At 37.0% G+C, this 21939-nt stretch carries 17 protein-coding genes; 10 read left to right on the top strand and 7 right to left on the bottom strand.

Going from position 1 to position 21939, the window contains the following annotated elements; translation table 11 throughout:
* Positions 1-3 precede the first annotated feature (3 nt).
* From AC3CH7_RS13525 to AC3CH7_RS13505, 5 genes are read right to left on the bottom strand one after another with little or no spacing between them, the layout of a single operon-like run.
* Positions 4-756 carry a sensor histidine kinase gene (locus AC3CH7_RS13525; RefSeq protein ID WP_198695852.1) on the bottom strand — a complete coding sequence of 251 codons (753 nt, stop codon included), beginning with the start codon at positions 754-756 and terminating at the stop codon, positions 4-6.
* Between the two features lie 37 nt (positions 757-793).
* Positions 794-1786 carry an ABC transporter ATP-binding protein gene (locus AC3CH7_RS13520; protein WP_488381785.1) on the bottom strand — a complete coding sequence of 331 codons (993 nt, stop codon included), beginning with the start codon at positions 1784-1786 and terminating at the stop codon, positions 794-796.
* Positions 1783-2796 carry an ABC transporter ATP-binding protein gene (locus AC3CH7_RS13515; protein ID WP_447402512.1) on the bottom strand — a complete coding sequence of 338 codons (1014 nt, stop codon included), beginning with the start codon at positions 2794-2796 and terminating at the stop codon, positions 1783-1785. The genes AC3CH7_RS13520 and AC3CH7_RS13515 overlap by 4 nt, the downstream gene beginning before the upstream one ends.
* 14 nt (positions 2797-2810) lie before the next feature.
* Positions 2811-3731 (bottom strand): nickel ABC transporter permease, encoded by a 921-nt coding sequence (gene nikB, locus AC3CH7_RS13510; RefSeq protein ID WP_012295724.1) that lies wholly within the window; start codon positions 3729-3731, stop codon positions 2811-2813.
* A 14-nt stretch (positions 3732-3745) separates the two neighbouring features.
* Entirely contained in the window at positions 3746-4648 is a 903-nt protein-coding gene (locus tag AC3CH7_RS13505) for an ABC transporter permease (protein ID WP_012295723.1), read from the bottom strand.
* A 181-nt stretch (positions 4649-4829) separates the two neighbouring features.
* Between AC3CH7_RS13505 and AC3CH7_RS13500 the strand changes: the two genes are divergently transcribed.
* From AC3CH7_RS13500 to AC3CH7_RS13475, 6 genes are all read left to right on the top strand, one after another.
* Positions 4830-6389 carry a glutathione ABC transporter substrate-binding protein gene (locus AC3CH7_RS13500; protein WP_447402511.1) on the top strand — a complete coding sequence of 520 codons (1560 nt, stop codon included), beginning with the start codon at positions 4830-4832 and terminating at the stop codon, positions 6387-6389.
* A 42-nt stretch (positions 6390-6431) separates the two neighbouring features.
* Positions 6432-7682 carry an amidohydrolase family protein gene (locus AC3CH7_RS13495; protein WP_036164686.1) on the top strand — a complete coding sequence of 417 codons (1251 nt, stop codon included), beginning with the start codon at positions 6432-6434 and terminating at the stop codon, positions 7680-7682.
* Positions 7679-8890, top strand: a complete 1212-nt coding sequence (locus AC3CH7_RS13490; protein ID WP_036164683.1) for an amidohydrolase — start codon at positions 7679-7681, stop codon at positions 8888-8890. Before AC3CH7_RS13495 ends, AC3CH7_RS13490 begins: the two co-directional genes overlap by 4 nt.
* A 169-nt stretch (positions 8891-9059) precedes the next feature.
* Positions 9060-9965, top strand: a complete 906-nt coding sequence (locus AC3CH7_RS13485) for a DMT family transporter (RefSeq protein ID WP_036164679.1) — start codon at positions 9060-9062, stop codon at positions 9963-9965.
* Between the two features lie 762 nt (positions 9966-10727).
* Positions 10728-11996, top strand: coding sequence for an L-lactate MFS transporter (locus AC3CH7_RS13480; RefSeq protein ID WP_422761700.1), 1269 nt, complete (start codon positions 10728-10730; stop codon positions 11994-11996).
* Between the two features lie 268 nt (positions 11997-12264).
* A complete protein-coding gene (locus tag AC3CH7_RS13475; protein WP_012295717.1) occupies positions 12265-12957 on the top strand; it encodes an AIM24 family protein in 693 nt (230 codons plus the stop codon).
* Positions 12958-12997: 40 nt separating this feature from the next.
* On the opposite strand, the gene AC3CH7_RS13470 is transcribed toward AC3CH7_RS13475, so the two are convergent.
* Positions 12998-14251, bottom strand: coding sequence for a BaiN/RdsA family NAD(P)/FAD-dependent oxidoreductase (locus AC3CH7_RS13470; RefSeq protein ID WP_012295716.1), 1254 nt, complete (start codon positions 14249-14251; stop codon positions 12998-13000).
* Between the two features lie 286 nt (positions 14252-14537).
* Here AC3CH7_RS13470 and asnB point away from each other — a divergent pair, with 286 nt between their 5' ends.
* The 4 genes from asnB (at position 14538) to AC3CH7_RS13450 (ending at position 20674) form a co-directional block, all read left to right on the top strand.
* Positions 14538-16385: an asparagine synthase (glutamine-hydrolyzing) gene (gene asnB / locus AC3CH7_RS13465; protein ID WP_012295715.1), complete on the top strand. Its 1848-nt coding sequence runs from the start codon at positions 14538-14540 to the stop codon at positions 16383-16385.
* Positions 16386-16654: 269 nt separating this feature from the next.
* Positions 16655-18268, top strand: coding sequence for a putative polysaccharide biosynthesis protein (locus AC3CH7_RS13460; RefSeq protein ID WP_031418581.1), 1614 nt, complete (start codon positions 16655-16657; stop codon positions 18266-18268).
* 10 nt (positions 18269-18278) lie between these two features.
* The gene (locus AC3CH7_RS13455) at positions 18279-18992 is read left to right on the top strand and encodes a pseudouridine synthase (protein ID WP_012295713.1); all 714 of its coding nucleotides are present in this window, start codon (positions 18279-18281) and stop codon (positions 18990-18992) included.
* 164 nt (positions 18993-19156) lie between these two features.
* Entirely contained in the window at positions 19157-20674 is a 1518-nt protein-coding gene (locus AC3CH7_RS13450) for a GGDEF domain-containing protein (protein WP_036217496.1), read from the top strand.
* Positions 20675-20732: 58 nt separating this feature from the next.
* Here the strand turns inward: AC3CH7_RS13450 and AC3CH7_RS13445 are convergent, their stop codons facing one another.
* Entirely contained in the window at positions 20733-21902 is a 1170-nt protein-coding gene (locus AC3CH7_RS13445) for an MDR family MFS transporter (RefSeq protein WP_012295711.1), read from the bottom strand.
* Between the last annotated feature and the right edge of the window lie 37 nt (positions 21903-21939).

The raw sequence follows: 21939 nt of genomic DNA, 5'->3' as shown, positions 1-21939 counted from the left end.
AGCCTAAGCGGGAACATGGATCGTTACAGTGTAAAAATGTTGATCGTTTTGAATTGAAAATAAAATACTTTCGAGTCCATAAATAAGCTCGAGTCGTTTTCTTATATTTTCTAGACCATAACCTTGCTGCAATTCATCTTCTACTTGCTCAATAGCCGTTTCTATCTTTTCTGATGGCTGTGTATTTTTAATTTCAATTAATAAAAACTTGTCCATTTTCTTTATATAAATGGAAAGTTCTGCCGGTCCTATATGCTTTTCAAAGCCATGTTTATATGCATTTTCAATAATGGTCTGGAGAATAAATGGTGGTATTTGTACAGATAAGGCTGCATCATCAACATACTTATGGATCGTCAAACGATGTCCAAAGCGTAGCTGTTGAATATTTAAATAGCTATCGACAAATAGCACCTCGTTTTTTAAAGCAATTAACACCTCATGATTATTATATTTAAATTTAAAAAACGTTGCTAAGGCTTCAATGCCCGCCACCAAATCTTCCTTTCGATTGATGCGGGCTAGGCTCAGTAATGAATTTAATGCGTTAAAAAAGAAATGAGGCTGTATTTGCTGATTTAGCTGAAGAATATTAGCTCTTTGTAAATCTTGCTTCAGCTCTAAATTTCTTTTTTCTTCCTCTAGGCTATCAATTTGTTTTTCGAAAATAAATATAAAAGTAAGCAGAAAAGCTCCAATAATTGGAGCGATTACACATAGGAGAATATATATGTTGAAGGTTTCTAGTTGTAACATAATGACCTCTCCATTGAATTTATAAGTGTAAGTTACATTAAACTAAATTTTCTGCAAAATGGCAAGCTACCTTATGTGTTGTGGTAATTTCCCGTAATGCGGGCACCTCTGCTTTACATTTATCTGTAGCGAACGGACAACGTGTATGGAAGCTACAGCCTGTCGGGGGATTTAACGGTGACGGTAGATCTCCCTTTAATATAATCCGTTCCTTACGATGCTCCTTATCGATGACTGGAATCGATGAAAATAGTGCTTTTGTATAAGGGTGATGTGGCTGTGTGAAAAGAGATGGTTTATCCGCAATTTCCACGACTTTTCCAAGATACATAACCATTATCCGGTCTGATATATGGCGCACTACACTTAAATCATGTGAGATAAATAAAAAGGTTAAATCTAAATCTTTTTGTAGCTGTTTCAATAAATTTAAAATTTGTGCTTGGATAGATACGTCCAGGGCAGAAACCGATTCATCACAAATAATAATTTTGGGATTGACGGCAAGTGCTCTTGCGATCCCAATACGTTGACGTTGCCCACCAGAGAATTCATGTGGATAACGCTCCAAATATTCTGGTCGCAGTCCGACAAGTGACATTAATTCGATCATGAGTGCCTCTTGCTGCTCTGGAGGAACTATTTTTTGAATAGACATGGCCTCTGTTAACATTTTGCGAATAGTGCGTCTTGGGTTCAAAGATGCATACGGATCTTGGAAAATTATTTGAATGTCCTTGCGCGCTACTCGCAGCTCTTTTTTATTCATCGTTACTAAATTTTTGCCGAATAATAACACTTCTCCAGATGTAGGTTCGTCTAATCTTAAAATAGAGCGACCTGTCGTTGATTTACCACAGCCAGATTCTCCAACAATACTAAGTGTTTCACCGGGCATAATCTCAAAAGAAACACCGTCCACCGCTTTAACCACCTGCTGTGGACCGAAGAGTTTTTCTTTTTTTAAGGAAAAATGTTGTTTTAAATTATTTACTTGTAATAGTGGCTGTGCTTGCTGCTCTTTTATCATACGGTCATCTCCTCCATAAGTGTTGCTCCCTGCCATTCCTTACTGTACATCCAGCATCTTACCTTTTTCTCTGGCTCAATCGTAAGAAGTTCAGGCTGTTTTTCACGACATAATTCTGTAGCAAATGGACAGCGTTCTGCATAGCGGCAGCCACTTGGATAATGATAAGGACTTGGGACGGTTCCTTGAATAGTAGATAATTCCTCTTGGTCCTCATATAGCTTTGGTAAGGATTGAATTAAACCATTAGTATAAGGATGTAATGGTTTTTCAAAAAGACTATCAGTTGTGCCTTCCTCTACAACCTGCCCTGCATACATAACGGCAATTTTATCGCAAATCTCAGCTACAACACCAAGATCATGGGTAATGAAGAGAATGCTCATTCCTAACTGCTTTTGCAAATTTTGAATAATATCAATAATTTGAGCTTGAATGGTTACATCGAGGGCAGTCGTCGGTTCGTCAGCAATTAAAACATCTGGGGTACAAGCAAGTGCCATCGCGATCATAATACGTTGACGCATTCCACCACTTAGCTGATACGGCTCTTGTTTCGCTCTTTTTTCAGGTGCTGGAATTCCAACTAGGCGAATCATATCTACCGCTTTTTGCCATGCCTCTTTACGTGATAAACCTTGGTGTAAACGAATGGATTCAGCGATTTGCTCGCCAACGGATAGCACAGGATTTAAGCTTGTCATTGGCTCTTGGAAAATCATTGATATTTTATTGCCTCGAATTTTACGTAATTCTTCATCCGACAATTTCAAGATGTCTGTATTGTTTAAAAGAATTTCACCATTAATAATTTTGCCAGGGGGTGAAGGGACTAATCGAAGTAATGATAGGGAAGTCATGGATTTCCCACAACCAGATTCTCCGACAATGCCAAGTGTTTCTCCTTTTTGAAGTGTAAAAGAAACACCGTCCACAGCTTTAGCGACTCCCTCACTCGAATAAAAATAAGTTTGTAAATTTTTTACTTCTAACACTGTATCTTGTTTCATCTGTTTTATCCCTCCTAGTTTAAATCCATCCGTTTATTAAAGATTCGATACAAAATATCGACGAAAAGATTGATGAAAACGAATATTAATGAGGCGACCAGCACGCCGCCTTGAACGATTGGTATATCTCGTGTGCGAATCGCATCGACAATCATTCGACCTAATCCGTTCACGGCGAAAACAGATTCTACTAATACTGTGCCGCCAAGTAAACTACCAAACTGTAAGCCTACTACTGTAATAACTGGAATTAAGGCATTTCGTAATGCATGCTTTAAAATGATAATGTAACCTTTTAAGCCTTTAGCTTTAGCTGTTCGAATATAATCTTGATGGACAACTTCTAACATACTTGAACGCGTCATACGTGCAACGATGGCAGCACCACCTGCGCCGAGTGTAACCGCAGGGAGAATGATATGTTTAGCACTTTCCCAGCCTGCAACAGGTAGCCAATGTAACTGTACGGAGAAAACATACATTAATAAAATACCTAACCAGAAACTAGGGAGGGAGATTCCTAATAATGCCACAATCATTAAACCAACATCCATGAAGGAATAAGGGCGGATTGCTGAGATGATGCCGGCAATAAGCCCAAGAACAATGGTGATTAAAATACTATAAAAGGCCAGCTCAATTGTAATTGGTAAACGAGCCGTAATTTCTTCAAATACAGGTTGATTATTTTTTAAAGAATGACCCATGTCTCCTTGTAAAAGATTTTTGATGTAATCTGTATACTGAATGGCTAAAGGCTTATTCAGTCCTAAATTTTCACGTAATTCATTAACGGTTTCTTGTGAAGCGCCTTCACCTGCTAAAATAATGGCTGGATCGCCTGGAATCATTTGCATAATTAGAAAAACAACAAGCGTTACACCGAGTGTCACGGGAATAATTTGAGCAAGTCGTTTTAAGATAAATAATGTCATATAACTTCTCTCCTTTAATTTTTCATTCTTGGATCTAAAGCATCCCGTAAACCATCTCCGAATAGGTTAAATCCTAGAACAAGGATGGAAATCATAATACCAGGGAAAAGGGCCATATATGGGGCGGTAAAAAGAAAATCCCGACCATTGGATAGCATAGCACCCCATTCTGGCGATGGCGGTTGTGCACCTAATCCTAAGAATGACAGACCTGCTGCAGATAAAATGGCTGTTGCTAAACGCATAGATGCTTGGACAATAATAGGTGATAAAATATTCGGGAAGATATGCTTGAGTAATATGGTCATATCATTTGCACCAAGAGTTTTCACAGCATCGATATATTCTAATTTTTTTACTTCCATTGTCGATCCACGGACAATACGGGCAAACATAGGGATCGAGAAGAATCCAACAGCAATAGTTACATTAATAAGACTTGGTCCCAATGCGCTGACAATTGCTAAAGCTAGTAATATACCAGGAAAGGCAAGCATGATATCTAAAATACGACTTATAATCGAATCAATCCATTTTCCATAGTAGCCTGAGATAAGGCCGAGGATTGTCCCAATTGTCCCGCCAAACAACACGGCTGAAATACCAACACCAATCGATAAACGGGAGCCATATAATATTCGACTTAAAATATCTCGTCCTTTGTCATCTGTACCCATTAAATGATCTAAACTTGGTCCTTGTAATTTTTGATCTAACTGAACATCGAATGGATCATAAGGAGCTATAATTGGCCCGATAAGAAACATCAATATATATAGAAGAATGATGATACCCCCTGCGGCGGCAGCCTTATTTTTTTTGATTTTGTTTAGGAATGAGACAAGATTTTTTTTTCTAGAAGCCTTACGTGCATTCACTAAAACAGCATGGTCGATAGTAGTAGTTACTTTATCCATAATGAAACTCCTTTTCTATTTGATTTGTTTTCAATTTAGTGAAAAGCGTAAAGAATGTAAATATTATAGGGAGTATTAGTCAGAAAATTTAAAAAACAAGTAAAAATTTTAAAAAACAAGTGAATTTTATTTCTTTATAATTCGAAATGTAAGGACCACAACATAAAAGGAGGAAATGTCTATGAAGAAAATGAAGCTTGTTTTATTCATGACACTCATTACTGTTCTAGTTTTGCAGGCGTGCTCAACTGCTAGTAATAAGAGTGTAGAGGGTTCCAATGAGGAGGCTAAAAGTGTAGGAGGGGAATTAGTTGTTTTAAGAGCATCAGATGCAACAAGCCTTGATCCTCACTTTATTACAGATATTCCGTCAGCGAATATTATTCATGGCAAAGTATATGAAACACTTGTTGCTTTTGATAGAGATCGTAAAATTGCTCCATTACTTGCAAAAGAGTGGGAACAGAAAGATGATGTCACTTGGACGTTTATTTTAAATGAAGGTATTAAATTCCATGATGGAGCAGATTTTAATGCTGAGGCTGTAAAAGCTACATTCGATCGCATTTTAGATCCTGAGACTGGGTCACCTCAGCGTGATAAATTATCAATGATTAGTGAAGTAGTAGTAGACGATACGTTTGTGGTTACGTTGAAATTAAAAGAGCCTTATGCACCACTTTTATCAATTTTAGCAAGTCAGGAAGGTAGTATGATTAGCCCGAAAGCTATTGCAGAAGAGGGAGATCAATTAGCAACACATCCAGTAGGGACAGGTCCATTTGTATTTGATTCTTGGAAAACGGGTCAAGAAATTACATTAAGTTCAAATAAGGACTACTGGGGTACGGTACCAAAAGTAGATAAAGTAACATTTAAAGTAGTACCTGAGGACTCTACACGTTTAGCAATGATTGAAAGTGGAGAAGCACATATCGCTGAGCAAGTACCAGTAACTGAAATTGATCGTATTGAAAATTCGTCAACTATGAATCTATTCCGAGCAGAAGGACTGGCAGTAGAATTTATCGGTTTCAATGTAAAAGATGCACTGTTATCTGATGTCAAAGTACGTCAAGCAGTTAGTTATGCAGTAGACCGTGAAGCAATTATTAGTGGTATTTATGATAATGTTGGCACACTTGCAAATTCCGCAATGAGTCCAAAAATTATCGGTTACTCTAGTGAGACAAAGCCATATGATTACGATGTAGTCAAAGCAAAAGAACTATTAAAGGAAGCGGGTGTTAAAGAAGGAACAAAAGTAAAATTACTAACGAGCGACCGTAAAGAGCGTATTAATATGGCAGAGGTTATTCAATCTCAATTGAAGGGCATTGGTCTTGACGTTGAAATTCAAGTTATGGAATACGGCGCATTTATTTCTGAAATTACGAAAGAACAACACCAAATATTTATTAGTGGCTGGGGTAATGCAACTGGCGATGCTGATTATAACCAATTTAATCTATTCCATACTGCTTCTATGGGGCCTCCTGGAAACCATTTCTACTATTCAAATCCAGAAATAGACAAGCTAATTGAGCAAGGACGTTCTGAATCAAATCAAGAGGCACGTAATGAAATCTACAAAAAAGCAATGCAAATGGAGTTAGATGATGCTGTTTATATTCCAGTTCGAAACTACGAGCACTTAGCTGTTTATAGTAATGCTGTCAAAGGGTTCTGGTTAGATGCGTCAAACTATACGATGATTAGTGGCGTTGAAATTGTAGAATAATCAAACTTGGTGAAACCTAAAAATACCAATGAGGAGGAAACTATGAATAAATTACTGCTGAAAAATGTGAGATTAGAAGAGGCATTTGAGCATGAAAATGAATGCATTGTTGCAACTCGTACTGCTATTTATGATGTTCTAATTGTAGATGGATATGTTCAACAAGTAGATAAAAATATAGTAGTTGATGGCAATGTTGAAATAGTAGATGCTCAGAAGCAATTATTAGTCCCTTCTTTCCGAGAAATGCATATTCATATTGATAAAACTTATTTTGGTGGGGAGTGGCAAGCGCCAAGACCTATTACAAAAGGGATATTAACGCGCATTGAGGAAGAAAAAACACTGCTTCCTAAACAATTACCAACCGCGGCTTATCGGGCTGAGGAAATGGTCAAGTGGTTAATTTCACAAGGGCATACACATATACGGTCGCATTGTAATGTGGACCCACAAATTGGAACCAAGCATATTGAAATTACAAAGCAAGTACTAGAAAAATATCAAAATCAAATTACTTATGATATTGTGGCTTTCCCACAGCATGGTTTACTGCGCTCTAATGTGGAGGGACTTATCCGTGAGGCGATGGCAATGGGTGCAACGCTTGTTGGAGGAGTTGACCCATCCATTGTAGATAGAAATATTGAGAAGTCATTGCAAACAACGATGGCCATTGCCCAAGACTACCATGCAGGGATAGATATTCATATTCATACAGCTAATACTTTAGGTGAATTTGAATTTTATAAACTAATAGAATTAACAAAACAGGCGAAAAAAGAAGGACAAGTTACGATTAGTCATGCAATGGCGCTTGCGGATTTAGAGCAAGCGCGATTAGAGAACTTAGTTCAGGCAATGGCTGCTGTTCAAATGGATGTTACAACAACGGTACCAACGGATATTAATCGCTCGACGATACCGATTCCATACCTTTATAACAATGGTGTAAACGTTTCTGTTGGACATGACAGTTTAACAGATCATTGGTCTCCTTATGGTACAGGAAACACTATTATGAAATTAAATGTAATGGCGGAGAGATTCCGTTTTATCGATGAATATTCATTAAGTCGCGCTTGGAAATATGCTTCGGGTGGCATTACACCATTGAATGATGCAGGAGAACGAGTTTGGCCACAGGTTGGTGATAAAGCCAATATGCTTTTAGTAGATGGAATTAGTACTGCACATGTTGTAGCAAGAAGATGCCCTATTTCTACAGTTATTTCACAAGGATATATTATTCACCAACAGGAAATTGGAGAGTTGAAAGGAGAATACAGATGAAGCACTGGCTTACAAATGTTCTACTTGAAACAGGAGAATATCTAAAAGAAAATGGTACTGTCGGTACAAAGGTGGAGCTTTTTCACCTTGAAATTACAGATGGCTTTATTTCTCAAATGGTACCAGCAACAGAAACCATTGATTCTCTAGATGAAGTAACAGATATGAAAGGGAAGCTGCTATTACCAGCCTTTAAAGAAATGCATAATCACTTAGATAAGACATACTTGTCCTTACCGTGGAAAGCATGCGTGCCTGTGAAGAACTTAAAGGAACGCTTGGCTCGTGAAGCACAAGAATTATCGATTCTTGCAACGACTGGTAAACAACGAGCAACAGCCATGATTGAGAAAATTCTCAATAATGGTGCCAATCATATCCGTACACATGTCAATATCGATCCGTACATTGGCTTAAAAAACTTAGAGGGTGTACTAGAGGCATTAGAAGATTATAAAGATGTTGTGACATCAGAAGTTATTGCCTTTCCACAGCATGGCTTACTAAGAGACGATGTGCCTAAATTATTACGTGAAGCCTTGCGCAATGGGGCAACGATGATTGGTGGGCTAGATCCTGCTGGCATAGATAATTCGATTGAGCCTTCTCTTTATGAAGTAATGAATATTGCACAAGAATTTAACGTAGATGTTGATATTCACCTCCATGATGGAGGCCATGTGGGTTATTATACAATCGATAAATGGATAGATATTGTAGAGGATGCAAACTATCAGGGGAGAACGGCTATTAGTCACGCCTTTTCACTTGGAGATGTATCGGCTTTGGAACAGCACAAAATTGCAGATCGTCTAGCACAACAGCAAGTAAAAATTATGTCAACGGTGCCATTTGATTTGAGACGATTAATCCCACCGATTGACTTACTAACAGAGCATGGAGTAGATGTTCGCTTTGGTTGTGATGGTTTTTATGATTCATGGAGTCCAAATGGCTCGGGAGATATTTTAGAAAAAGCAACAACTTTTGCAGATAATACACGTAAGCTAGATGAGCGTTCTATTCGACAAACCTTAAAATATATTACAAATGGTGTCACACCATTGGATGGCAATGGTCAAAAGGTTTGGCCAAACGTGCAAGATGAAGCGAGCTTTGTTTTCTTTGACGCCATTTCTAGCGCTGAAGTCATTGCACGTAAACCATCCAAACGGGTGGTGATGTCAAAAGGCAAGTTTATCAATTAAGTATCAATCTAAATCCCCCTTATTTAGATTACATAGCAAACTAGAAAATTTTCTAGTTTGCTATACTTATGTTTTAATAGATAGGAAGAAATACAAGAAAGGGAAGTAGATGTTTAAAAGAATTCATCATTAACGATGTAGAAGTCTCTTATATACAGGTGTGATAAATATGAAGCAACTAACAATCTATATGATTTTATTTAGCTGTGTATTTTTTTGGGCCAGTAACTTTATTATTGGCTCTATTTTAATTGAACATTGGTCTCCGATCATGGTTGCCATTTTTAGATTAATTGTCATTGTCCTATTTTTAGGCTGCATTAGTTGGAAGGCTATTATTCGTACAAGATTAACACGCAATGACCTCCTATTACTAATCATTGCAGGGATACTAGGTGTTTCCATCAATCACTTTAGCTTTTACGCAAGTCTTCAGCATACCTCTCCTATTACCGCGGCTTTAATTTTAGCCTGCGCACCGATTGTCACGTCTTTGCTTAATAAAATGATGTATCAGGAATCACGAAACGGTATATTTTGGCTAGGTGCAATCATTTCGTTCGTAGGAGTTGGCCTCATCCTTACTAAGGGAGCCCTCATCACCATTTCTATAGGGAAGGGGGAGGTGCTAAGTTTAATAACGATGCTAAGCTTTGCCTTATTCCTTATTATTGTGAATCATCTCAGTCTGAAATTGTCAGCTCAGTCCATCACCTTCTATACAAACTTAATCGGTTTGCTAGTGCTTGTACCATTTTCGTTTACAATGTGGACACAAACAAATTGGCAAGTAGCATACCCTTATTGGATTCTACTCATTTTATCAGCGGTTATTATTCATGGGATTAGTAATTTATTATGGAATCAAAAAATGAAGGAGATTGGCTCAACGAATGCTTCGCTATTATTGAATTTTGAGCCAGCTATCGCAATGCTATTAAGTGCAATTTTTTTAAAGCAATTTCCTACAAGTGTCCAAATATACGGCTCCTTATTGATTTTACTAGGAATTCTACTATGTATTTACTATAAGGAAATAAGAACTTTACTTTTTATGAAAAGAAAAATAACTTAAACAATCTTTTTTTCCGTACAGTATGTTGGAAATGTTTCTAGCATGCTGTTTTTTTCTGTATATATTGTTTTTTTGAAAAAATAATATGTCTTAAAAAAGGGTCTTGTTCTAGCATGTTTGTCACCTGATAGAAGCGAATTATTCTGTTACAGAGTGTTGAGTGTTCAACTTTAAGTTGAAAAAATATATATTTGAATAATAAAAATGTAGAGATATTGAAAGTGATTTAAAAATTATACATTCCATGTATTGTTATAAAAATATCATTTTACAAATATAAGTAAAAAAACAGTCGTTATTATATTTTTAAGGTTATTTTTAATGATGAAAATTTTGTTCGTTTCTATTGTAAATTTCTCTCTTATTCTAAAAATTTCTACATTATATCTTTAGCGTCTGCTTCGTTTTAAGTGATAGAGAGGTACTGTTAGAAATGGTGAAAAGAGACGTATACATCTAGTGAATGTGAAAATATGCACAAAAATAATTATCTCAATATAATTAATAGTTATTTATAAAATAGAGTAGAAAAGTAATAATAGCTAAATGGTGTAATGTTTTTTGTAGGATAAACGCTGTTCTGCTTAGAGACTGTAAGGGTTATGTGATGAAATACACTAATGGGAAAACAAAATACTTTTTGGAGAAATAATATTTTTTAGAAAAACATCTTGCATTTGAATAATTCTAAGTGGTAAATTGTTTTACATGGACGTTCATAGAATTTTCACAGGTAGCAAAAGAGGGGAGAAATGAGAATTTATGAATAAAAATAGATGGTTAATTGCATTATCTGCAATCGCTATTCACCTTTCAATCGGTGGAGCCTATGCATACAGTGTATACAAGCTACCGATTGTCACAGAAATGGGATGGAGTGAAACAAAGGTAACGGTTGCCTTTACCATTATGATGGGGCTTGCTGGGTTTTCAGCTGCATTATTTGGTAGTTTAGTAGAGAAAATGGGACCACGTAAATCGGCGATGGTAGCAGCTGTCTTATTTGGAGCAGGACAAGCTGGTGCAGGTGTAGCGATTTCAATGGATTCTGTCGTGTTGTACTGGTTAACATATGGTGTACTAAGTGGATTAGGTATGGGGATTGGTTATATTGCGCCAGTATCAACGCTTGTAAAATGGTTCCCAGATCGACGAGGTCTAGCAACAGGGATGGCCGTACTTGGGTTTGGATCTGGTGCCCTGATTACTGCACCAGTGGCAGCAAACTTAATGGAGGCAGTTGGCATCTCTACAACATACTTTATTTTAGGTGCAAGTTATTTCACGTTAATGATTTTAGGGGCTTCATATATAGCGCCGCCTAAGCCTGGTTATATGCCAGCTAATATGAAGGCAGCAGCCGATAACGGCAAAGGAGTAGTAAAGAAAGATTTAGCAGTTATGTCAGCACGTGAGGCTGTCAAAACAAAGCATTTCTGGATGCTATGGTCTATGCATTTAGTTAATGTTACAGCAGGAATTATGATGATATCTGTTGCCTCACCAATGGCGCAGGAAATTGTTGGCCTATCAGTCGCAGGAGCAGCAGCGATGGTAGGAATCATGGGGTTATTTAATGGTGGTGGTCGTTTAATCTGGGCGGCTGTGTCTGATTATATTGGGCGTTCAAATGTTTTTGTTATTTTCTTTACAGCACAGCTAATCACATTTATCGTTTTACCACATACTACAAACGTAATTATTTTCCAAGCACTTATTTTCTTAGTAGTTAGTTGCTATGGTGGAGGGTTCTCAAATTTACCTGCTTTTGCAAGTGATTTATTTGGAACAAAGCAACTGGGTGTTATTCATGGGTATTTATTAACAACTTGGTCATTGGGTGGTATTTTCGGACCGTTGTTAGTAAGCACAATTAAAAATGCTTATGGAAGCTATATTCCTGTATTCTATGTATTTGCAGGTTTAATCGCTGCTTCATTAATCATTTCATTAACATTACGTGCAGATGTACGTAAACAAACAGCTTTAAAAGCGGCACAAAATGTTGGAGACGTTTCCGCTACTCAATAATATATTTTTGGGATAACTGTATAGGTGTCATTTCGCACGTGGCACTTATATAGTTATTTTTTTGCTTTTGTTGTTATATAACAATATTCAATTACTTATTTAATGTATAACAGCGCATTTCTGATGTCAATACCATTACTGGAAATAAAAAGATTTCTTTATTAAAAGAGAAAATTTGTAACGAAAGAGGAGATAAGGGATAAACAGCTAAAATTTGAATCTTTTCTCAAGGGTAATCGTATATAAAGTATTTAGGGAGGGATTTACTATGGGGAAATTTTCTTTAGATGAATTTGTTCAAAAAACACAGCAGGATGATCTTGAAAATGATTATTTTGAATTGGAAACTGAGCGTGTATTAGAGGTAAATTTAAACGGTGAAGTATGGTCCAAAATGGGCGCAATGATTTCCTATACAGGAGACATTAAATTCGAACGTGAGCGCGTATTGGAGCACGGACTTGGTAAGATGTTTAAGAAGGCTTTAACAGGTGAAGGTACACAATTGATGAAAGCGAGCGGGAAGGGTAGACTTTATTTAGCAGATCAAGGCAAGAAAGTAACCGTCTTCGATTTGAAAAATGACAGTCTCTGCGTTAATGGTAATGATCTGCTCGCATTTGAGCCTAGCATCAACTGGGATATACGTTTAATGCGAAAAATGGCTGGCATCATGTCAGGTGGCTTATTTAATGTAACGTTACAAGGTACAGGAAAAGTAGCGATTACAACACATTTCGAACCATTAACCTTATTAGTAAAACCTGGCGAAACAGTATATACTGATCCACATGCTACGGTTGCGTGGTCAGGTAATTTAACACCTGAGTTTAAAACAGATATCAGCTTCCGTACATTTATCGGTCGTGGGAGTGGCGAATCAATCCAGATGGCGTTTTCGGGTGAGGGCTTTGTCATTATCCAACCATTTGAGGAAGTATATATGTCTAGTGAAAGCTAAAAAAAGCGTGTCCGTTTTGTCCGGACACGCTTTTCTTCTATTATTTTAATGCAGCGTGCATACCTGCAATGCGTCCTGTTACTAAGGCTGAGGTAATATTATATCCCCCTGTATAGCCGTGAATATCTAGAATTTCACCACAGAAGAATAATCCTTCTTTTCTCTTTGAAGCCATTGTTTTTGGTTCAATTTCTTTTACGGAGACACCACCGCCCGTAACAAATGCTTTATCAAGTGATTGTGTGCCACTTACCGTCAATGTGAAGTTAACGAGTAAACGCGCTAGGTGACGAATTTTATCTTGGGATAATTCAGCCCCCGTTAATTGTACATCGATATTGGCCCGTTCACATAAAAATAATAGCCAACGTTCAGGAGCAATACCTTTCCAAGCATTTTTCACAGCCTTTTTCGGATCTTCTTTAATCAACTTATTTAAATATTGGAGACATGTTTCTTCATTATAATTAGTTAAAGTTTGTATACGCATTGTCACGGGCTCGTAGCCTGTTTTCATTAATTCTTTCACAACGAATTGGCTACAGCGTAAAACGGCAGGACCGCTTAAGCCAAAGTGCGTAAAGAGCATATCCATTTGATGGGTAACGAGTACCTTACCTTTTTTATTTAGCACAGAGACAGCAACATCACGCAATGCAAGACCCTGTAGTTCACGTGATAAAATAAAGTCCTCTTTCGATATGACAGGGACTTCTGTTGGGAATAATGTTGTGATTGTATGGCCAGCCCGTTCTGCCCATGGATAGCCATCACCTGTCGAGCCTGTTTGTGGGACAGCCTTGCCACCAACGGCCACAATGACGGCTTGGCTACGAATTTCTGAGCCATCTGCAAGGCGCACACCCAAAATTTTTTCTTCATCCATAACAAGCTTGTTAACGGCTGTGTGTAAACGAACTTCAACATGTAAACGTTGAAGCTGACGAATTAGCGCATCGACAACATCTTGTGCTCGGTTAGATACCGGAAACATTCTACCATGATCCTCTTCTTTTAAAGACACACCAAGCCCTTCAAAAAATGCGATAATATCTTCATTATTATAAACGGTAAAAGGACTATAAAGGAAACGGCCATTACCAGGTATATGTTTTACTATTTCTTCAACAGGCAAACGATTGGTCACATTACAGCGCCCGCCGCCAGAAATGGCTAATTTTTTGCCAAGTTTTGCACCTTTTTCTAACAATAAAACTTTCTTTTTCCGCTCTCCAGCAGCAATCGCCGCCATTAAACCAGATGGGCCACCACCGATCACGATTACATCATACATAGTTAGAAACTCACTTTCTTTTCAATTTAGGAATCTTTCCTATTATACATGAAGTCTATATAGAGGAGGGGCTTCTTTGACATTGAAAATATTAGCAAAGTGTTTTATAATTCTTTATCCCTTCCCTCGTGTAGAAGGGGATTTTATAGTAGAATGAAACACAATAAATTTTATTATACAATTATATCGATGAAAGTTTCCTTTATTAGCATTGTCAGCATGAAATGAATGTCTTTTCATGCTATTATGGTAAAGGTTATGCACTAAATTATGAGGTGAAAATAGAATGTGCGGATTTATAGGTTATATTAATGGAACAAATGTGATTGATCATCATCAAACAATTGAAAATATGATGAATACAATTATTCACCGCGGGCCAGATAGTGGTGGTATTCATAGTGACGATACAGTAACGTTAGGATTCAGACGATTAAGTATTATTGATTTATCGGATGTAGCGAATCAACCACTATATAGTGAAGACGGCAATATTGTGCTTGTATTTAATGGAGAAATTTTTAATTTCCAAGAGCTACGTGCAGATCTGATTGAAAAAGGACATACCTTTAAAACGCAATCAGATAGTGAAGTTATTATTTATGGTTATGTAGAATACGGTGTAGATTTTGTGAAAAAGCTACGTGGTATGTTTGCTTTCTGTATTTGGGATAAAAAGAATGATTTACAATTCATTGCTCGTGATGGCTTTGGCATTAAACCATTGTATTACTCTGAACATACAACAGACGGTACGTTTATTTTTGGTTCTGAAATTAAATCATTTTTACCACATCCTTCATTTATTAAAGAATTAAATAAAAAGGCATTACGTCCTTATTTAACATTCCAATATTCTTCGATGGATGAGACCTTCTTTAAAGGGGTCTTTAAATTACCACCAGCACACTATATGCTTATTCAAAATGGCAAAAAGCAAATTGTGCAATATTGGGATAAAAAATTCCATGCAAAAGAAGCTTCCATTGAAAAATACATTGAAGAAATTCGTACAACTGTTAAAGAATCAGTAGAGGCACATAAAATCAGTGATGTAAAAGTTGGTTCTTTCTTATCGGGGGGTATTGACTCAAGTTATATTACTTCATTATTGCGTCCCGATAAATCATTCTCAGTTGGGTTTGCTGATTATGAAGATATGTTTAATGAAACGAACCTCGCAAAAGATTTATCGGATACACTAAATATTCAAAATGAACGTAAATATATTACAGCAGACGAGTGCTTTGAAGCTCTTCCGAAAATCCAATGGCATATGGATGAGCCGCAATCGAATCCTTCTTCTGTACCACTGTACTTCCTTTCAGAGCTAGCCTCTAAAGATGTAACAGTTGTCCTATCAGGTGAAGGAGCGGATGAAATTTTTGGTGGCTACTCTTGGTATCAAAACTCAGGAAGAATGCAAAAATATGAAAAACTTCCATGGGGTGTTCGTAAAACGTTACGGGGAATAGCAGAAGCTCTACCTAAAAGCCAATATACTAACTTCCTCATTAAAGGTGGTCAAACGGTAGAAGAACGCTTTATAGGAGAAGCAGTAGTTTGGGATGAAGTAGATGCGATTAATGTTTTAAAGCCTGACTATAAAAATGCACCATCTGTAAAATCGATTACAAAACGTATTTATGACGAAGTACCAGGCGAAGATGATGTGACGAAAATGCAATACTTAGATTTAAATCTTTGGATGCCAGGAGATATTTTATTAAAAGCTGACAAGATGAGTATGGCGCATTCGATTGAATTACGTGTACCATTCTTAGATAAAGAAGTTATGGAATTAGCTAAAAATATTCCATCTCAATATCGTGTCAACGACATTGATACAAAATATGTTCTACGCCAAGCTGCACATCAAGAATTACCAGAAGAATGGGCAAAACGTCCAAAGTTAGGCTTCCCAGTGCCAATTCGCCACTGGTTGCGTGAAGAGAAATACTACAATATGGTAAAAGAAATGTTTACAACTGACTTTGCCAATGAATTCTTTGATACAAAACAATTGGTTGGCTATCTAGATGAACACTATGAAGGAAAAGCAAACCGTGGCCGTTATATTTGGACAGCCTATGTATTCCTAGTATGGTATAAAAAGTTCTTTGTGGACATGTAATAATGAAATGAGCTTTAATCGGTGGGGTTTTTGTAATCCTCACCGATTATTTTCAGGTCTTTTTTCATCAAGTATACTTTTAAATGAACTTTTTGTTGTTTTTATGCGTCTCATTTCCTATAAATATGTTAAGATTACAGTTGGTTTACTTATGAAACATACATGCTATAGCGCTTGTATGTTGTTACTTCAAAAAATAATAAAAAGATTTATAGGTCAGCTTTTGAGTATTTCTATAATATTGATTTTACAATGAATGGATGGGTATGATGTCCAATTTAATGAAAGGTACTGCGATATTAACATTGGGGATGTTTTTATCGAAGGTGCTCGGATTAATTTATATTTTCCCGTTTTATGCAATTGTTGGAGAGAAAAATATCGCGCTCTATCAGTATGCATACATCCCTTATTCTATTATGCTGGCAATTGCCATTTCAGGTGCGCCCATTGCCGTCTCTAAATTTGTTTCTAAATACAATGCAATGGGGGACTATCAATCAGGTCGTAAACTGATGAAATCGGGCATAATCATTATGATGATGACCGGTTTTGCAGCATTTATTGCACTCTTCTTCCTTGCTACGCCTATTGCGGGATTGGTTATTAAGAGTGAAGAACAAGTTTTTACAGTAGATCAGATTGCATCGGTTATAAGATGGGTTAGTTTTGCCTTAATCGTTGTACCATTTATGAGTCTTTGGCGAGGTTTCTTCCAAGGCTATGACAAAATGGAGCCTACCGCTGTATCACAATTAGTGGAGCAAATTGTGCGAATTGTCGTGTTACTAGGTGGTTCCTTTATCGTGGTTGTTGTGTTCAAAGGTAAACCTGAGACAGCCATTTCCTTTGCCGTATTTGCAGCCTTTATCGGAGCAATTGGTGGCTTAGGTGTTCTATATTATTATTGGAAAAAATATCAGCCTGAATTTAACTTACTACGCAGTCAAAGTGTAACCTCTACACAGCTGCCAATGTCCAATATTTATAAAGAAGTTATTACCTACTCCATACCAATGGTGTTTGTAGGTGTAGCCAATCCACTATTCCAATTAGTCGATATGCTTACTTTTAACGGGGCCATGACATCTATTGGCTTGGCTGAGGTGACAGATACCTATTTATCGATGATTAATTTTATGACACATAAGGTAGTTATCATTCCTGTCATGCTAGCAACAGGTTTTTCGATGGCACTTGTCCCAACCATTACAAAATATTACACACAGGGTGAATATTTATCCTTGCGTCATGCGATGGATAAAACCTATCAAATTTTAATCTTCATTACATTGCCAGCAGTGGTTGGTATTTCTCTGTTAGCAAATGAGATTTACTTTATGCTTTATTCCGAAAGTGAAATGGGTGCGATGATTTTAGCCCATTATGCACCTGTGGCCATTTTATTTGCGTTATTCCAAGTCACAGCAGCCCTATTACAGGGAATTGATTTTCAAAAATGGATTGTTTTCAGCTTATTATCAGGTATTTTCGTTAAGCTAGCGTTAAATATCCCATTAATTCGTTTGTTGGAGGCAGATGGTGCAATTGTAGCAACTGCTATCGGGTATAGTGTATCAATTCTTATTAATATACTTGTGCTACGTAAAACATTAAATTATCGATCAGAAATGGTCGTTCGGCGAGTCCTGTTAATTGCATTATTGACGATGGCAATGGCAATCAGTGTGTTGATTGTGCATAAGCTACTAGAATTACTAATGGGTCCTGTCGATAGTAAATTCTCTGCATTACTGTTCTCAGTTATTTGTGCAGTTGTTGGAGTGGCTGTCTACGGCTTCTTGTCACTTCGTATAGGTTTAGCACAGAAGCTATTAGGTGAACGGTTGACTCGTATTATGAGCAAGCTGGGAATGAAATAGGAGTGGTAAGATGCGTTTAGATAAATTACTTGCAAATATGGGGTATGGCTCGCGCAAGGAAGTTAAGCAGCTATTAAAGCAAAAAGCTGTCACAGTAGACGGTGCTTCTGTCAAGGATGCTGCCATGCATGTAGATCCAGAACAGCAAAATGTATCCGTCTATGGAGAGCGTGTCATTTATACGGAGTTTGTCTATTTTATGATGAATAAACCACCAGGTGTTATTTCTGCAACAGAAGATTTAAGAGATGAAACAGTTATTGACTTACTGGAGCCAGTAGACCAGCATTTTCAACCTTTTCCGGTTGGCCGACTCGATAAAGATACAGAAGGCTTACTGGTATTAACGAATGATGGCATATTAGCTCATAATTTATTGTCTCCTAAAAAACATGTGCCAAAGGTTTATTACGCACATATTGAAGGTGTTGTAACGGAAGAGGACGTAGAGAAGTTTGCGAATGGTGTGGAGCTAGATGACGGGTATATGACAAAGCCTGGAAAGCTTGTCATTCTCAAATCTGCACCACAATCTGAGATTGAGTTAACCATTCAGGAGGGCAAGTTTCATCAGGTGAAGCGAATGTTCGAGGCTGTAGGGAAACGCGTAACCTATTTAAAACGTATATCTATGGGGAATCTAAAGTTAGACGATCAACTGGAGCTAGGTGAATATCGTGAGCTAACTGTAGAAGAATTAGACTGCTTACAAAATAACCCTTAACATGTTCCTCGGTGCTGACTTAGCATCGGGGATTTTTATATACAGCCTTATAACCGTAACTGTATAATATGTAATGTGTTATCTTAATATAGTGAAGAAACGTATCATTCTCTAAGATATTTCCAAAAAATGATGGTGAAAATAAGTAGAGGGCGGGCCAATAAATGAAGAACCTGCGAATTAAATTATTACTATCTTTAATAGCTTTTGCAGTCATACTTGTTGCTGTGATTTCGTATGTGAATAGGCAAATATTAGCTGACGATATAGAAGAACAAGTAGCCAGAAATAGAGTGTTAATAGAAAATCATATTCTTACAGATATGCGAGCTGTAGATAATGCGCACTTATATTTTGATGCAAATATGTCAGACGAAATGGAGCAGGAACTTAGAGCTTTAAAAAACTATTATCGTGAGAACCCTAATGTTGCTACATGGGATTTACAACAATTGAAAAATAAACATGATATGGATATATACATATTAGATCAGACTAATACAGTGTTATACACAACATTTGATAAAGATATAGGTTTCAATTTTTCTAAGTGCTGTCAACGTTTTTCTGCCTTATTGGATGAACGGCGTGCGAGTGGAGAATTTTTCACAGACGGAATAGACATTTCCACAACGACAGGAGAATACCGAAAATTTGCCTACCTTGCGACACATGATAAGAAATATCTACTTGAACTAAGTATAGACTTATTGAAAAACCCAGTCTTTCAAACCTTTAACTTTGAAAAAACTTCAGAATATTTGGTAGCGAAATATGTTGATTTAGTAGAAGTGCAAACGATTAGTGCTGGTGGGGTTTTCTTTAATGATTCAAAATCGAAGCGGATAACCGTTCAAGAACAATCCGAACAGTTTCAGAAATATTTTGAGCTAGCAAGGAAGAAGATGCAGCCTGTCGAGTATCAAGAAGCATTTAATCAGGGTTATATGGAAACGCATCTTTTTTTACCATATGAAGCAGAGACGGTCAGAGGGGAGTCTTCCCACAGAATTGTTTATGTGAAGTATGCTAATTTCACAAAAATGGAAGCGCTTCAAAAAAACACAAAACAGTTTTGGGTTTTATTAACCATTGCTTTAATAACTGCCTTTGTCATGCTGTTAGTTATCAATAAAATACTCTCTAAAACAATCCATCTCGCCACTTTTGATCCGTTAACAGGTGTCTATAATCGAGCGACCTATATTCGAAAAATGGATAGCTTACTAAAGAAACGAAAATTAAATAGACCTGGACTATTGTTAATCGATTTGGATAATTTTAAACAAGTAAATGATCAATTTGGCCATGCGGAAGGCGATCAGATCCTAATTGGAACAGCCAAAATCCTAAAAAAAGTAGTGAAAAAAGACGGATTTGTCGTAAGATTTGGTGGCGATGAATTTGCCATGGTTTTGTACGATACAACAGAGCATCATATGCAGCAGGTAGCAGATGCTATCTTGACGCAAATAAGGACTCTTAAATTGGAAGATCATGCCATTCAAAAATGGTCCGTTCTATCAGTGAGTATGGGGGGGGCTATCTATCATCATCCCGAAGATTCAGAAATGAGCTTATTTGAACGAGCAGATCGAGCACTCTATCAATCGAAAAATGCTGGTAAAGACCAATATTCTAGCTTTGTCGAAGTGGCAGAGGTCGAAGATACCAAGATTTAAAAAAACGCCCCATACTATAGATAGCAAGGTGAGCTATTTTATAGATATGGAGCGTTTTTTAATGTGTTGATGTTTTAGATCGATAAAAGATACAGCTACATAATACAAGAATGGCAATAATTGCAAACATGGCACCCATATAGTGCGTTAATAGCCAACCTCCAATAATGGGTCCTATAAAGCCCCCTAAATTTTTAAATTGTGCAGCGCCAAGGTAGGTCGCTTTTTGGGTGTCAGGCGCAATTTCATCAATCATGACATTCATTGTAGGGAAGGCAAAGATTTCGCCAATTGTAAAAATAATCATCGCGATGATATAGAGTGTATAGTTGCTAGAGAACCCAAACATAAATAGTCCGATAGCAAAAAACAGAATACCGACTAATAGAGTGGCGGAGGATGAAAATCGTTCAGACACAATACTAATAGGCAATTGTAATAATAAGACGACCGCTGCATTGAGTGAAATCAATAGGGAATACAATTTTGTCCCATTTTCAACGGTTAATTCAATAACTTGTGGTAATGTCGAATCAAATTGAGAGTAGCCAATATTGATAAGGATTGCTCCAAAAATAAAGCTAAGTAACACACGATTTGTTAAAAGGATTGTGAAGGTATGCAATATTTTTGTTTGAGTTACAGCTTTTTGTTGTTGCATTTGATAACGATTTAACACGAAAAATAAAAATACAGCGTAAATTATATACATAATACCTGTTAGCATAAAAGGTATACTAGGACTTGCTAACTGAGAGATATAGACGCCTATTATTGGACCAATGACTGCGGCAATATTAATGGCCGTGTAACGTAATGAAAAAAGTCTTTTCCGTTTATCAGCAGGTGTAAAATCAATCATTAATGCCTGAGTGGAAGGTTCAAAAAATGAGCGACAAAGACCATTCAAGGCGTTGAATAGAATAAATAACCAAACCGTATGGACAGTGGCAAAGCCAAAGAATACGAGGCTCCACACTATAATCGTTATTAGAATGACACTTTTCCTTCCAAAACGATCCGTTAAATATCCACCGAAAAACCCGCCAACAGTGGAAATAAGGGGTGCAATACCAATTGTCAATCCAATTTGTAAAGGAGTGGCTTCAATTTCATTATGTAAATAAATAGCTAAAAAAGGCATTGCCATAAAGCTTGCAATCCGTGTGAAAACTGTTCCACCTAAAATAATCCAAACTAATGGATGAAACAAATTTGACAGTTTCATATAAAGCCCTCCTCTCAACAATTTAGAATGTTTCGAG

It is taken from the genome of Lysinibacillus sp. F12 (assembly GCF_057773605.1).
The sequence above is the reverse complement of the archived record's forward strand: the minus strand, read 5'-3'. Positions and strand labels throughout refer to the sequence as shown.

Bases quoted from the DNA above. Each gene is read 5' to 3' on its own strand.
- AC3CH7_RS13525 (WP_198695852.1), bottom strand. From the start codon at position 756: ATGTTACAACTAGAAACCTTCAACATATATATTCTCCTATGTGTAATC.
- AC3CH7_RS13455 (WP_012295713.1), top strand. From the start codon at position 18,279: ATGCGTTTAGATAAATTACTTGCAAATATGGGGTATGGCTCGCGCAAG.
- AC3CH7_RS13520 (WP_488381785.1), bottom strand. From the start codon at position 1,786: ATGATAAAAGAGCAGCAAGCACAGCCACTATTACAAGTAAATAATTTA.
- AC3CH7_RS13495 (WP_036164686.1), top strand. From the start codon at position 6,432: ATGAATAAATTACTGCTGAAAAATGTGAGATTAGAAGAGGCATTTGAG.
- AC3CH7_RS13480 (WP_422761700.1), top strand. From the start codon at position 10,728: ATGAATAAAAATAGATGGTTAATTGCATTATCTGCAATCGCTATTCAC.
- asnB (WP_012295715.1), top strand. From the start codon at position 14,538: ATGTGCGGATTTATAGGTTATATTAATGGAACAAATGTGATTGATCAT.
- AC3CH7_RS13475 (WP_012295717.1), top strand. From the start codon at position 12,265: ATGGGGAAATTTTCTTTAGATGAATTTGTTCAAAAAACACAGCAGGAT.
- AC3CH7_RS13500 (WP_447402511.1), top strand. From the start codon at position 4,830: ATGAAGAAAATGAAGCTTGTTTTATTCATGACACTCATTACTGTTCTA.
- AC3CH7_RS13450 (WP_036217496.1), top strand. From the start codon at position 19,157: ATGAAGAACCTGCGAATTAAATTATTACTATCTTTAATAGCTTTTGCA.
- AC3CH7_RS13470 (WP_012295716.1), bottom strand. From the start codon at position 14,251: ATGTATGATGTAATCGTGATCGGTGGTGGCCCATCTGGTTTAATGGCG.
- AC3CH7_RS13485 (WP_036164679.1), top strand. From the start codon at position 9,060: ATGAAGCAACTAACAATCTATATGATTTTATTTAGCTGTGTATTTTTT.
- AC3CH7_RS13515 (WP_447402512.1), bottom strand. From the start codon at position 2,796: ATGAAACAAGATACAGTGTTAGAAGTAAAAAATTTACAAACTTATTTT.
- AC3CH7_RS13460 (WP_031418581.1), top strand. From the start codon at position 16,655: ATGTCCAATTTAATGAAAGGTACTGCGATATTAACATTGGGGATGTTT.
- nikB (WP_012295724.1), bottom strand. From the start codon at position 3,731: ATGACATTATTTATCTTAAAACGACTTGCTCAAATTATTCCCGTGACA.
- AC3CH7_RS13490 (WP_036164683.1), top strand. From the start codon at position 7,679: ATGAAGCACTGGCTTACAAATGTTCTACTTGAAACAGGAGAATATCTA.
- AC3CH7_RS13505 (WP_012295723.1), bottom strand. From the start codon at position 4,648: ATGGATAAAGTAACTACTACTATCGACCATGCTGTTTTAGTGAATGCA.
- AC3CH7_RS13445 (WP_012295711.1), bottom strand. From the start codon at position 21,902: ATGAAACTGTCAAATTTGTTTCATCCATTAGTTTGGATTATTTTAGGT.